A 13,772-nucleotide genomic window follows, 5' to 3' on the forward strand; every position below is an offset into this window, starting at 1 on the left:
TTCCGGTTCACCGAAGCACCTTTTCCATGCAGATCGAGAACGTCAGCCGCTCGTACGGCGGAAAGATCGGGATGCGTGAGTACCCCTCTCGCTCGTAGAGGCGTACGGCGTCGGGCTGGCGGTCACCGGTCTGAAGGATGATCCGGCGTACGCCGAGGCGACGGGCCGCGTCCTCGACGGCCGTGAGCAGCGCCACGGCGACGCCCCGGCCGCGGTACGCGGGGACGACGTACATCCGTTTGAGCTCAAGGTCCGGGCCGGCCCAGCGGAGCGCGGCGTGGCCGACGGGGACGCCCGGTGCGGCGAAGCCGACCCCGGCGTAGGCGACGTGGCCGGCGTCCACTCCGAGCGTCGCCGCGATGTCGTCGTCACCGGTGACGAGCGCCGCGAGGCGGTCGGCGTACCGCTGTTCCATCTCCGCCTCCATCGCGGCCCGCAGACCGGCCCCGACCGGGTCGTCCCAGGCGACCTCCCGGACGGTGACCGGGATCGTGCGCCGCCGGGCCGTAGCCGTCACGACGCCCTCGCGTACCGGCCGGCCGGGCGGGACAGGCCGAGCAGACCGCGAAGGGTGTCCGCCTCGTACTCGTCGCGGAAGGCTCCGCGCCGGCGCAACTCCGGGACCAGGCCCTGGGTGATGCCCGTCAGGTCGTGCGGGAGGGCGCCGGGACGCAGACGGAAGCCGTCGAGCCCGGCGGTCCGCCAGTCCAGCAGCAGGTCGGCCAGGTCGCCGGGCGTCCCGGTGAAGATCAGCGCGTCGGAGGAGAGCGGAGCGCCGTCCAGGTCGTCGAGGTACTCCTTCCGTTCCCGGGCCTCCGCGTCGTCGTCGAGGAAGACGACCAGGTCGGCGAAGACCTTCAAGGGTTCACCGGTCCGGCCGGTGGCCGTCTCGGCGGCCCGTACCTGACCGACGATGGAGGCGACCTGCTCACGCGAGTGCGGGGTCACGTAGACGACGTCCGCTCCACCGGCGGCGAACTCGTACGGCACCACGTCGTGGGCGAGGGCGGTGATCAGCGGCTGCCCCTGGGGCGGCCGGGGCGTGATCGAGGGGCCCCGGACGCTGAAGTACGCGCCCTCGAAGTCGATGTAGTGCAGCCTGTCGCGGTCGACGAACCGGCCGGTCGCCACGTCGCGGATCTCGGCGTCGTCCTCCCAGCTGTCCCACAGCCGCCGGACGACCTCGACCGCGTCGGCGGCCTCGGCGAACAGCTCCCGCACGTGCCCGGCGAACTCTGGATCGTTCCAGGCACCGGGCCGCAGTTCGGGGAACTCCCGGCGGCCGAAGTGCCGTGCGTCACCGGCCCGCCCGGAGATCTGCGGGCGCCAGCCCGCCCTGCCACGGCTCACGTGGTCGAGCGTGGCGATGCCGATCGCGACGTGGAACGGCTCGGTGTGCGTGGTGCTCGTCGTCGGTATGAGGCCGATGCGGGAGGTCAGCGGGGCGAGCCGAGCGGCCAGCAGCACGGCGTCGAGCCGCCCCCGCACTTGGTCGAGGCGGCCGTCCGGGCCGTCGAACGCCGAGGACTGCGGACCCAGGGAGTCCTCGAAGGTGACGAAGTCGATCCGGGCCCGCTCGGCCTCGGCGACCAGGTCGGCCCAGTACCCGGCGCTGAAGAGTTCCTTCGGCCGCGCGTCCGGGGAGCGCCAGGCGGCCGGGTGCCAGCCGGCACCGTCGAGCGCGACGGCGAGATGGAGATGGGTCACAGGGACGCCTCCTGACGGTGCGGGGTGGCGGTGAGGCCGAGGTGGTCGCGGAGCGTCGGGCCGGTGTAGTCGGCGCGGAAGACGCCCTTCTCCTGCAGCAGCGGCACGACCTTGTCCACCAGGTCGTCCAGCCCGCCGGGCGTCAGGTGCGGCACGAAGATGAAGCCGTCCGCGGCTTCCGTCTGGACGAACTCGTCGATCTGGTCGGCGACCGATCGGGCGGTGCCGATGAACGTCTGGCGGCCCGTCACCTCGATGACCAGTTCCCGGACCGTCAGGCGTTTCTGCCGCGCCACCTCACGCCACTGCTCGACCGTCGCCCTGCGGTCGCCCCGGAACTGAGCGCGGCCCTTCGAGACGCCGTCGGCGAAGTCGGGCTCGATGTCGGGCAGCGGCCCGTCCGGATCCACCGCGGACAGGTCCCGGCCCCATACGCCCTCCAGGAACGCGATCGCCGTCTGCGGGCTCACCTGCGCCCGCCGGATCTGCGCCGCGTGCTCGGCCGCCTCCTCCTCGGTGTCGCCCAGAACGTAGGTCACCGCGGGCAGGATCTTCAGCTCCTCGGGCCGGCGTCCGTACTTGGCCAGCCGGGCCTTGACGTCCTTGTAGAACGCCCGGCCCTCCTCCAACCGGCTGTGCCGGCTGAAGATGACGTCGGCGTCGGACGCGGCGAACTCCCGCCCCTCCTCCGAATCCCCCGCCTGAATGATCACCGGTTGGCCCTGCGGCCCGCGCGGCACGTTGAACCGCCCCGAGATCGAGATGTGCCGCCCCTCGTGGTGGAAGGTCTCGATCCCGTCGGGCCGGACGAACTCACCCCGCACCGGGTCGGCCAACACGGCGTCGGGCCGCCAGGAGTCCCACAGCTCGCGGGCCGTCCGGAGGAACTCGGCGGCGCGGGTGTAGCGGTCGGCCTCCTCGAGATAGCCGCCGCGCCGGAAGTTCTCTCCGGTGAACGCGTCGAAGCTGGTCACGACGTTCCATGCCGCCCGTCCCCCGCTCAGGTGGTCGAGTGTGGCCAGCCGCCGGGCCACCTCGTACGGCTCGTTGAACGTGGAGTTGACGGTCGCGGCCAGACCCAGATGCGAGGTGACGGCCGCGAGCGCGGAGAGGACGGTGAGCGACTCGGGCCGCCCGACCACGTCCAGGTCGTGGATCCGGCCCTTGAGCTCACGCAACCGGAGCCCTTCGGCGAGGAAGAAGAAGTCGAACCTCCCGCGCTCGGCGGTACGGGCGAGGTGGACGAAGGAGTCGAAGTCGATCTGGCTCCCCGACCGGGGGTCGGACCAGACGGTGGTGTTGTTCACGCCGGGGAAGTGCGCCGCCAGGTGCACCTGTCTCCGTGTCATCGAAAACCTCATCCCTGCCGGAGTCGCCGCGATCTCCGACTTATCTGATCAAAAAGGTAGGAAATCTACGATCAGTAGTCAATGGCGCAGAGGATGCTGTCTCACACCGCGGTGCGGCGGCGGATGGTCGGCCGGCCGCCCGGCACCCGCTGAGGCGTGTGTGCCGGGCGGCCGTTGTGCGCCGGGGCGGCCGCTTGGTCAGAGGACCCCGGAGACCCTCAGCGGGAAGGTGCCGGTGCCGACGTCGGTGAGCGTGGTGGTGTTCGCCGCGAGGTACTGGTCCAGGTACGGCGAGCGGTCACCCTGGGTCGGCACGTCCAGCCGCGGGTCCAGCACGTTCAGCCCGAGCCGGGCGCCGGAGACCGCGATCGTGTGACCCGAGGGAACGTCCACCCAGCCGGTGGAGCCGATGGTGCCGATCTGGACCCCCAGCCGGTGCCCTCGCTCGAAGGTCCAGTCGGTCGACTTCAGGTCGAACGAGATCCGTCCGCTCCTTTCCAGCAGTGCGACGTTCTCGTCGAACATCGTCGCCGTGCCGTCCGGAGCGACGTCCCACAGGCGCACCATGACGTTCCCGCTCGTGCCCGCCTTGAGCGTGATCCGCGGCGTACCCGTGAGCCGGAGCGTCCGGGACGCGGGCGTGGACCACGTCCAGAAACTCGAGGCGGCGGCGTCACTCCGCCGGGCGGCGTTCTTCTCGGCCGGAGACAGCGACTCGATCCGCGGCGCTCGCTCCATGTCCCAGCGGCCACGGTTCGCCGAAGCAGCGGCCGCCGAGCCGCCGCCGTCGTCGACGTAGCGGCCGGAGGACAGCCGCGCCTCGTACGACGTCGTGGTCACCGGCCAGGTCCGCTGGGCGCGCCAGTGGCCGAGGCTGTCCTCGATGGCGTACGCCGGGTCGGTCACCGACGGGGCGGTACCGCGGAGGTACTGGTCGTAGAACCGCATCACCTCGTCGAACCAGCCGGCACGGCCCTGCGACAGCCGGCCGCTCGCGTCGGTGTCGTTGCCCCGCACGTGCTCCCACTGGCCGAGCCAGCCGCGTTCCCGGCCCTGGTGGCGGCCCAGGTACTCCTTCACGTCCTCGGGCTTGGTGTTGGGCTCGATGAAGCCCTGGGTCACGAACAACGGCGTGCTGGTGCCGGCCGCGTGGGCGGCCAGGTCGCGGGCGCGCCAGTACGCCGAGTTCGGGTTCGGGTTGTCGTTGTTGGTGATGTTGTCGCTCAGGCACTGCGGATGGGTCTTCTCGTACTCCGCGTTCGCCTTGTACCGGTCGCTGTCGTCGGCCATCGGCGGCATCGTCGCGATCGAGTTGTAGGCCAGCGGCGTGCCGGTGACGTTCGGGCGCGGAACCTTGTTGCTGAACAAGTAGTTGTACATGTTCCAGACCGGTTCTTGCGCGACGACCGCCTTCAGGCTGCGCAGCTTGAGGTCGTTGCCCACCAGCCCGGTGACGGCGTCGTACGACTTGCCGTACATGCCGACCTTGCCGGTCGACCAGGGCCGGCCGGCCGCCCACGTGATGGCGGCCCGGACGTCGGCCTGCTCCCCTGGTCCGACCCAGTCCAGGCACCCGGTGCTCCCGCCGAAGCCGCGCAGGTCGACCATCACGTAGGTGTAGCCGCGCGCCATCAGGTGGGCGCCGTTGACGAAGTCCTGGAAACGCGCCGACGGTCCGACCCGGTCCCACCCCTCAGGACCGGTCTGCCCCGCGTGCGCGAAGTAGGGGCCCACCGACAGGATCACCGGCGTCTTCGCGTCGGCCGGCAGATTCGCCGGGCGCAGCACGTCGGCGTGCAGCACGACACCGCTGCCGTCAGAGGACGGGAAGTACGCCTCCGTCCACGCCGCGCCTTCGGGAACCCGTGGATTCTCCTCATGGGTGATCGGGGTGTCCGATGCCGCGGACGCCGGCGCGGCCTGTGCCGCCGCAGGCGAACCGCCCGCGGCGAACGTGGTGGTGGCCAGTGCACCGGCCGCCGCGACGGCCGATGCCTTCTTGCGAAAGTTCATACACGCTCCGCTGAAATAGGCCCGAAACCAGGCCCGCCTGGGTTGCCTGGCGAGAGTAAAGATTCCGAACCTTCGGCCCGCTCAGGCAAGTGACGGAGGCAACATGACCGGACCTGGACAATTCAGGCCGGCGCGAAAGGCCGCGCATATGAGCGGGCGTGGCCGAACCAGAAGGACGTCATCGTGGCTCGTTCAGAACCGGCCTTCGGGTTTCATGGTGACGTGGGGCCGAGCTTCAGCGTCGCGCGGCTGAAGGCCCCGAGGATCCGTTGGTGGGTCTGGCGGGGAAGGGACCGGCTTCCGGGCTCGCCGAGAGGCGTTCCCGGCCGTGCCGGAGTCTCGCCCAGCAGGTCGTCGAGACCGGCGCGGGCCACCATCAGCAGTCCGTGGGTGGCCCGGGTGCAGGTGACGGCGAGCCGGCCGAAGGCCGAGTTGAACTCATCGAGCCGGTCGGCTCCGGAAAGCGGGTGGACGGCGACGGTGATGGCGTTGGTCTGGCCCTGCCAGGAGTCGACGGTCGACGCGAGCAGCACGCCCGCCGGCAGGTCGTACTTGTCCGTGAGGCGTTCGACCATCGCGGTCGCGTCGTCCACGGCCTGATTGCGCGTGGCCAGGACGACGATCAGGGGATCCCCGGACGGCGCGTCGGAGGTGATCCGCTCCTCGTTCAGGGGTCTGCCGACGCCGTCGTACCGCCGGCGGGTGATCGCGAACCCGCTCTCGAGGAGGGGCATGAGCAGGTCCTCGACGACGCCGAGCAGTTCCGGGTCGATGTCCGGCGCCTCGGGGTCGGGGAGGCCGTCGACCTCGAGCAGGGTCGGGGTGCCGGTGGCGACGGACGTCCAGACCTCGGCGGCGGGTCCGGTCATGGGCGGCGGCTCGACGGTCCGGTCGCCCGGGGCCGCCACGCAGTCCAGCCGGTCCCAGTCACCGTAGAAGGCCCGCCAGAGGGGAAGCTGTGCGGCCGTCGGGCGCCACACCGCGGGGAGGTCGACGGCGAAGGTCTTCTCGTCGTTCTCGTACGCGGTCGGCCAGGCGCGGTACGGGTTGTAGCCGGGGTCGCCGCGCCAGGGGTTCTGGCCGGGGTCGATCGGCGGCAACTGGCCGACGTCGCCGACGCCGACGGACAGCGGAGCCAGCCCTTCGACCGTCGCATAGCGGTGAAGAGGGAGCTGCCACGCCTCGTCGACGAACAGGACGTCGAACGGCATCGTTGCGTTGGCACCAGGACCGAGGCGGTCGAGCAACCGCTGCGGCTCCCCCCACGCGCCCATCTTGTGCGAGGTTCCCAGGATCACGGCGCACGTTTCGGGGATGCCGCCGGCGGAGGTCGCGACGGAGACGCGGTCGAGCACCTCCTGCGGCACGTCGGGCACCCGGTCCTTGGCCACGAACAGGCAGACCTGGGAGGCGCCCAGCTCTTTGCCCAGCTCGCCGGCGAGCGGGAACACCTGCTTGTTCGCGAAGGCGGTGACGCCCACCCGCGTGCAGTTCTCATGGCCCAGGGCCTCTCGGACCATGCGCACGAGCGCGTAGGACTTTCCGGCGCCGGCGGCGGCGCGCAGCAGGATCCTGTCGTAGTCGGCGGCGCCCTCGAGGGCCGACAAGAGCGCGGAGATGGCCCGCTGCGCAGCCTCGGTGTTCCCCTCGGCCGCGGACTCGTGGTGGAGCGCGTCCTCAGGCGGTCCGCCGGGGACCGAGAAGGTGATCGTCATTACCGTTCAGTCCAGGTCGTCAACGGTCAGGTCGCCGGCGACGGGCGTGGGCACGAGCAGCGGTGCCACCTCGTACCGGCTGACGTCGAACCGCTCTTCGTCGACCAGCGGCGGCCAGATCTCCGGGTTGAGCTCACCGCGGGATCGGCGCTCCGCGAGCGTGTCCGCCCATTCGGCCTCGGCGACCGTGTGCGGCCGGCAGCACCACTGGTGCTCTTCCGGGTTCTCGGCGTAGGCGTCCGGGGTGCAGGTGGCCTTCGGGGCGGACCGGTCGTCCAGGGACGGCCGCTTCACGGCGATCTCATGACCCGACTTGAACTGCGTGAACCAGGTGGCGTCAGCCAGCACCAGGGTGTCGCCGACCGCCAGGTCGGGGACGACCGTGGGGTCCCAGGCGAGTCCCTCGGCGCCGTCGAGACGCCTGAGCGTCCCGATCGGCATCTGCCCGAGCTTGAAGGAGCCTCTCTGAATCTTGAGGTCCGTGCTCGGCTGCTCGACGAGAGCGCGGTCGCCCACGTGCAGCGCGACGACCTGCGACCCGTCGACCAGGCGCCGTGACCTCACCTCGAGCCGGATGGGGTCGAGGTCGATCACGGTCGCGAGGGCCAGTTCGCGGACCCCGGCGTCGGTCGCCCTGTCGCGTGCGACGGAGGTGTCGACCAGGCAGATGAGCTGGTCGAAGCACTTGCGATCGGCGTCCAGCAGGTCGACATGGGCATTGCGCCAGTGCGCGTACATCCGGGAGAAGCGGACGAGATCGGAGGCCTGCAGCGCGACCCGGCGGCCCCAGATCTCCTGCGCGTCGGCCTCCAGGACGCGGTGCACCTCACGCAGCCGGGAGATCCCCAGTCCGTCGAGGACCCGCTGTGCCCGCTCGAGCACCTCGACGCGGTAGTCCAGGGCCGCGCCGACGAGCGCCTTGTACGCCGCCGTGTCCTCCTCGCGGCGCGCCTTGTCGATCGCGTCGGAGGCGACGTTGGACAGCCGGGCGCCGGGGGTCTCCGGTTGCTGCGCGATGGCGTCGGAGACCTTGCGATGGTCCAGCGGGTCGGTGGCCTCGGCCCAGGTGAGGAGGTAGTCCAGGCGGCCTGCGTCGACGGCCGGACCGCCGGGCGTCACGTGGGCGCCGAGCACGTCCCGCACATCGACGATGGGCGTGCGCAGGCTCATGGCCCGGGCCCTGTCCTCCTCCAGCAGGAAGCTGACCGCAAGCCGCTCGTCGTCGTGCAGCGGCTCCGGCAGCGTGGCCGGCTCCCCGTCGAAGGTCAGGGCCTGGCGGCCGCTGTCCAGGTCATGCTGCCAGCGCAGCCGGCTGAGTTCGACCCCGGCCAGGGAGTCGGCGGCGGTGGCCAGCAGGTCCGCGGTCGGCCGGTCCGGAACGACCAGGTGAACCGCCCCGAGGCCCGCCTCCCGGATCTCGCGGATGGCCGCGCCCAGGATCCGCATCACCGCCCGGCGGGTGAGCGGCGACTGCGGGTCGGCGAACACCCGCCGAACCCAGGCGCTCCGTCCGTCCGCTCCCACCTTCCGCACGGCCACGCCGTGCACCCCGAGAGCCGACGTGTCCGACTTCACGAGGACGAGGTCGATGGTGCCCGGCGATCCGCACGGGTCGATGCGCAGACGTCCCGTCCAGGACGGGAGGCCCGTGACGGTGGCGCGCACCTGGTTCACGATGCTGCGCGGCCCGGTCCCGTCGGCGCCCGGATCGGACACGAGCCCCGCCACGGCAGGACGTCTGAGACGGTCGATCCCGATCTCGGTGAGGACGGCGAGCGGGTCGCCGCAGTCCCGCAGCTCCGCCCGGCAGTACGAGAACAGGTTGCAGGTCACGCAGCTGCGCGGGTCGAAATTCGCGGTCAGATGAGCGACGTACGGGAGGAGATCCTCGTCCGCCGGGAAATCGTCGCCGAGTCCGGCCTTGGCCTTCAGCCGTTCATCGGCCCTCGTACGGACCTCGATCCGGTGGTCGTCCAGCAACTCCACGACGGCCTCGGGCTGCAGGAAGGCGTTGCGCGGTACGGCGAGGGCTCCGTAGCGGTGCACGCGCATGCCGCTCGGCAGTCCGCTCCAGGCGGCGACGGACTCCGCGCCCAGCGCGACCTGCAGAAACCCCTTGAGCATCCGGCCGTCGTCGATGCGCGAGCGGACCCGCTCGTAATCCTTGGCGTCGCCCATGATCAACCAGGAGCCGACGGTCCGGCCGCCTTCTTCCCGGGGACAGACGATCGCGAAGTCAGGCTGGACGTGGGTCGAATCGGGGACGTTCTCGAGGTCGAGGTACGGGACGGCGAGCGCGGTCACCATGGTCGCCTCGCCGGAGGACTCCGCCTTGAGGTGGGCCGAGGCGAGTTCGGTGGCCGTGGCGGCGACGGTGCCGTGGCAGTCGCGGCGGCGGACGCCCTCCGGGCGGGCGAGCCCGAGCTGTCCGACCGTCTGGGTGAGCAGCTCGGAGACGAAGAGTTCGGAGTGCACGAGGCTCTCGAAGGTCATCGCCCGCGTCCACCGGGCCTCCGGAATCCCGGCACCGGCATCAGGGTGGCCGATGCGGGCGGCCAGGGCCTTGCGTGTTCTGCGGGTGATGAACGGATCGGTCAGCCGGAACCGTTCGCACCCGGCATGGGCCGACGCGGCGACAGCACTGGTTCCGCCTCCGGACTGCAGTCCCCCCACGTCACGCCTTTCACTCGTCGCCCGCTTCGCTACGCGACTGTAGGGCGTGAGCCGTCACTGTAGCGACGATCACGCGAAACCGGCGCTCGCGCGTTCCAGGCTGGGGCGCAACAGCGGGGCGGCTCCGAGACCGCTGGGGGCGGGTGTGGCGCGCTGCGACGTGCCGGCGTAGTAGTGGTTCGCGGCCGTCGAAGCGACGTGCACCCGCAGTTCGTTGCCCTGGTCGCGAAGCAGACCAGGGGGGACCGCGCAGCTGACCGGACCCCAGCCGTACCGTCCGAGCGGTGTTCCGTTGAGTTCGATCTCGGCGCTGGTGTCGATCACGGGCAGGATCAATTCCCAGTCGGGCCAGGCGAGATCCCCGCTGGGGATGTCGAAGCTGAGCCGGTACTCGCCGATTCCGGAGAATTCGGCGAGGCCCTGCCGCTCCCAGCCGCGGTCCACCTGGATCGGGATCGTCGATCCTGCGGCGCGCAGGGTCCAGCCCTCTGCCAGCACCCGGTCGCCGGGGACGGGCGTGGTCCCGTCGCGGAGACTCAGGCACACCAGCTCCCAGGGCGCGAGGGAGAGCGTGAGCGACGCGCCGGTCGTCGTCCGCAGCGGTTCGATCGCGCCCGATTCGGGCCGCCATCGGGTCACCTCGGCCGGAGTCGAGGAGGGGCGGATGGTCACCGTTCTGCGGTGGTCGGCGTCGTTGAACAGAGCCAGCCGGGTGCCCGCCGTGTCGCGGCCCGCGTACTGCCACACGGTCTCGCCGGAGTCCGCCGAGCCCATCGGGTCATCGACCTCCACGACGGCATGCCGGGCACGCAGCGGTCGCAGGACCGCCTCGACCTGCCGCGCGGAGGGTGGTTCCGGCCAGTAGGACATGGTCGCCGCGTCGCACAGGCCGGCCATCCGCACTGCCAGCGTCGCGTCCACACCGTCGGCCTGCGTGGCACCGGGGAGCGGTCCGGACGCGAGGAGCGTGCCGCCGGCGTCGAGGAACCGGGCGAGCACGTCGACCGTCGATCCGTCCCGTACGACCTCGACGCCCGGCAGCACCACGCACCGGTACCGGCGTCCGCCGATGGCCAGGCAACCGTTTTCGACCGCGGCGGCCCGCACGTCGCGCTCGTCGACCAGGTGATAGCCGTAGCCCTTCCGTGCGAGATGCTCGGTCCAGAAGGCGGTGTGCGCACCGTATGGGTGTTCTGGACCACCGGCCCAGCTACTGCGTAGCGGGTAGACGACGGCGACCTCACACTGTGGCTCCGTGTCGTCGAGGAACACCGACAGGCGGCCGGACTCATCGGCGAACGCGCGGTGATAGGGGAACCAGGGCTCGAAGTTCACACCCGGCGCGAAGTCGAAACGCGGGTTCGTGAACATCTCCTCGCGGTCGTCCCCGTCGGTCTGCCAGAACGCGTGGGTCAGCAGTTGGCGGGCGCCGAGCATATGGTGGCGGATCGTCTGCGCGCGCAGGTCCCGCAGGGTGAGCTCCCACTGTCCGGCCGCGAAGTGCGACCCGGTCGCCGTACTGCCGAAGTACTGCTCGACCAGGCATCCACTGCGGCCGTTCGCCCGCGCGACCGAGTCGCCGAACTTCGCGCTGAGCTGCGGATCCGTGTTCCGGGCGTCGACGGCGGTGTGATCCCGCCACCGGTCGAGCCCGAAGTAGTCGGTCCCGAAGTTCGTCCGAGGGTCGTCGGTGATGATCGTCCCCGTCGGATCCCATGAGGAGACATGGCCGAGGACCTCGTGCCCCGACAACGCGATGCCGTGCCGCCGGCACCAGCGGGCGAGCGTGCCGAAAAAGCTGTCGATGCCCAGCGTGGAGTAGGTCTCGAAGAAGTCGCAGCGGCGTGCGGGTGTCGTCGGGCCGATGCCGCGCACGAGTGCCAGCAGCGAACGCCGGAAGGGGGCGTCGTGCTCGGCCTCGTATCGGTGGACGAGCTCCGGCGCGTACATCAGCGACGAACCGACGTGCCCGTGATGCTGACGCCAGCGGAAGAAGCACGCGTGCGGTTGGTCGAAGAACGCGTACTTGACCGTGCTGCCCCAGTGCGGGCCGAACGCCTCGGCGTACGGGGCGTAGCCGACGTCCGTGTAACGCTCCGCGGCCTCGGGAAGCAGGTAGTTGATCATCCGGCTCGTCGCGCAGCGCGCCGCGACGAAGACGGTCACCGCGGTCGATCCGGTGGGGAGAACACCGCGCGGAACGACGACGGTGCAGCCACCGGCCTCGGCCGAACCGATCCTGGCCGATTCGGTGAGATCGTGGATCTGCGCCTCGTCGGTCACGTCACCGGCCGGGTGTGCCAGGGCCGCGACGAGCTCCCACTCGTCCCAGCGCACTTCGCCGTTCTCGAAGACCCAGTGCATCCCGGGGTCCAGCAGGTACTCGACATCGGTGGGGTGGATGTCGTCCACCGTGCACTCGACGTCGGTTCCCGCGTCCGTGATCTGCGCCGTCGACCAGAAGAGATGGCGTTCGCGCAGCTCGTCATGGCCCTCGACGGTACGGCCGCCCGCGTGGCCGGAGAGCCAGTTGTACTCGTCGTAGATGCCGATGATCATGCGGTGCCGGGCGGCTTCGTCGGCCGCGAGCCGGCAGGCCGCGAGGTAGCGTTCGCCCAGGTACTCCTGCCGTGGGAAGGACATGCGGGCCTGGATCTGGAACGAGCGAAAGCCCGCCCGCGCCATCTGCGCGACCTGTTCCCGGATCTCGGCGGAAGTCGGAAGCCGATGCCAGAACCAGTATGTCGCGGGGGCGTGCCATGGATCGGGCTCACGCCACGCGGCGCTGCTTGCCATCTTGCGGGTCGCCTTCCTCAAGTCGGGACGCCTTGCCGAAGTTCGGAGGAACGTCGAACTTGAATACGAAGGTGAGGAGACCGTAGAGCACGATGCCGATCGCCATGGCGATGAGTACACCCATGTTGGTCTGGCCGATGACGCCTTTCTCCTGGCTCTTGGAGAGCAGGAAACCGACGACCCGTCCGATGTTCGGGTCGCTCGAGGTGACCATGCCGAGACCGACCACGGTCGCGGCCGCGAGCGAGACGAGCGCGGTCCACCGGCCTGACCGTCCGCCGTACCCGGCCGCCTGTGCCATGCCGACGTTCCAGCCGAGTCGGCGCTGGCGGATGAAGTCGAGCAGCTGGATTCCGCCCATCGTTCCCATCACGACGGCGATGAGCGCGAGGAACGCCTGGAAAGTGGCCAGGAACGAGTCGGAGATGAACAGCAGGTAGAACGCACCCGCCGAGATGACCACCATGTTGATCACGGTCGTGGCGGCGCGCGACAGCGGCACGCCCAATGCGAGAAGTGCCAGACCCGAGGAGTACAGGCCCGTGATGGCCGCGGCGACCAGCGAAATGACGATCACGATTGAGAACGGGATGAAGAACCACAACGGCAGCAGCGCGGTGAGCGCCGCGATCGGGTCGGCCGCGGCCGCTTCGCCGAGCGCGTGGTCGCTGCCGGCGAGCAGTACGCCGAGGATCAGCAGCACGGCGACCGGCAGCGTGATACCACCGGCCGTCCAGCCGATGACGCCCCGCGCTCTGGTCTGCCGGGGCAGGTAGCGGGCGAAGTCGCCGCCGTAGTTGAGGAATCCGAGGCCCACCATCGTCATCGCCATCACGATGCCGCCGAGGAACGCCCACGCCGAGCCGTTCGGGGTGCTGCCGAGCTTGCTCCAGTGCACGTGCGGAATGATGATCACGATGAACGCGATCGTCATCACGGCCGTCAGCCAGGCGATCCAGTTCTCGATCCGGGTGATCAGCGCGTGGCCGAACACCGCCGCGGTCATGGTGACGGCGAGGACGACCACGAACCACAGCACGATGGCCGTGACGGTCGCCTTGCCGTTCGAGGAGGCGAAGACCGACGGCCACAGCCTGGCGAAGAGTTCGGCGCCGGTGGTGGACGCCAGTGTGATGATCGTGACCTTCCAGCCCACGTTCGACAGATAGGCGAAGAAGCTCGGGAATTTGTTGCCGTGTATGCCGAACGCGAAGCGGGTCTGGGTGAGCGTGGGCAGTCCGGTGCGCGGCCCGCCGACGGCGAGCACGCCGACCAGGAATGAGGACGCCGCGTAGCCGACGATGCCGGCGACGATCGCCTGCCATACGCTCAGCCCAAGGGAGAACACGTAGATCCCGTAGCTGACGCCCAGGATCGAAACGTTCCACGAGAACCAGATTCCGAACAGTCCTCTGGGTGTGCCTCGCCGTTCGGCGTCGGACACCGGATTGATGCCATTCTTCTCAATGACAGAGCCGGTATTCGGCCGATCCGTGATTTCTTCTGTGCTCATTCCCGG

The 13,772-nt window shown here is 70.3% G+C and carries 8 protein-coding genes; all 8 read right to left on the reverse strand.

The genetic code is table 11. The annotated features are described in order from the left end of the window. Window positions 1–7: 7 nt before the first annotated feature. Window positions 8–517, reverse strand: a complete 510-nt coding sequence (locus ABEA24_RS47060; RefSeq protein ID WP_345441657.1) for a GNAT family N-acetyltransferase — start codon at window positions 515–517, stop codon at window positions 8–10. Next, entirely contained in the window at window positions 514–1,707 is a 1,194-nt protein-coding gene (locus tag ABEA24_RS47065; RefSeq protein ID WP_345441660.1) for an LLM class flavin-dependent oxidoreductase, read from the reverse strand. Before ABEA24_RS47065 ends, ABEA24_RS47060 begins: the two co-directional genes overlap by 4 nt. Beyond that, window positions 1,704–3,056 carry an NtaA/DmoA family FMN-dependent monooxygenase gene (locus ABEA24_RS47070; RefSeq protein ID WP_345441663.1) on the reverse strand — a complete coding sequence of 451 codons (1,353 nt, stop codon included), beginning with the start codon at window positions 3,054–3,056 and terminating at the stop codon, window positions 1,704–1,706. The genes ABEA24_RS47065 and ABEA24_RS47070 overlap by 4 nt, the downstream gene beginning before the upstream one ends. Before the next feature lie 198 nt (window positions 3,057–3,254). Next, window positions 3,255–5,069 (reverse strand): CocE/NonD family hydrolase, encoded by a 1,815-nt coding sequence (locus ABEA24_RS47075; protein ID WP_345441666.1) that lies wholly within the window; start codon window positions 5,067–5,069, stop codon window positions 3,255–3,257. A 212-nt stretch (window positions 5,070–5,281) separates the two neighbouring features. After that, a complete protein-coding gene (locus tag ABEA24_RS47080; protein WP_345441668.1) occupies window positions 5,282–6,784 on the reverse strand; it encodes a hypothetical protein in 1,503 nt (500 codons plus the stop codon). Window positions 6,785–6,790: 6 nt separating this feature from the next. Then, window positions 6,791–9,457: a hypothetical protein gene (locus ABEA24_RS47085; RefSeq protein WP_345441671.1), complete on the reverse strand. Its 2,667-nt coding sequence runs from the start codon at window positions 9,455–9,457 to the stop codon at window positions 6,791–6,793. 69 nt (window positions 9,458–9,526) lie between these two features. Continuing rightward, window positions 9,527–12,253, reverse strand: coding sequence for a hypothetical protein (locus tag ABEA24_RS47090; protein ID WP_345441674.1), 2,727 nt, complete (start codon window positions 12,251–12,253; stop codon window positions 9,527–9,529). Further along, the gene (locus ABEA24_RS47095) at window positions 12,228–13,766 is read right to left on the reverse strand and encodes a purine-cytosine permease family protein (protein WP_345441677.1); all 1,539 of its coding nucleotides are present in this window, start codon (window positions 13,764–13,766) and stop codon (window positions 12,228–12,230) included. Before ABEA24_RS47095 ends, ABEA24_RS47090 begins: the two co-directional genes overlap by 26 nt. Between the last annotated feature and the right edge of the window lie 6 nt (window positions 13,767–13,772).

This window comes from Actinoallomurus vinaceus (genome assembly GCF_039542055.1).
Classification (GTDB): domain Bacteria; phylum Actinomycetota; class Actinomycetes; order Streptosporangiales; family Streptosporangiaceae; genus Actinoallomurus; species Actinoallomurus vinaceus.

Coding starts and splice junctions, on each gene's coding strand:
- ABEA24_RS47080 (WP_345441668.1), bottom strand. CDS start 6,784: ATGACGATCACCTTCTCGGTCCCCGGCGGACCGCCTGAGGACGCGCTC.
- ABEA24_RS47095 (WP_345441677.1), bottom strand. CDS start 13,766: ATGAGCACAGAAGAAATCACGGATCGGCCGAATACCGGCTCTGTCATT.
- ABEA24_RS47090 (WP_345441674.1), bottom strand. CDS start 12,253: ATGGCAAGCAGCGCCGCGTGGCGTGAGCCCGATCCATGGCACGCCCCC.
- ABEA24_RS47075 (WP_345441666.1), bottom strand. CDS start 5,069: ATGAACTTTCGCAAGAAGGCATCGGCCGTCGCGGCGGCCGGTGCACTG.
- ABEA24_RS47070 (WP_345441663.1), bottom strand. CDS start 3,056: ATGACACGGAGACAGGTGCACCTGGCGGCGCACTTCCCCGGCGTGAAC.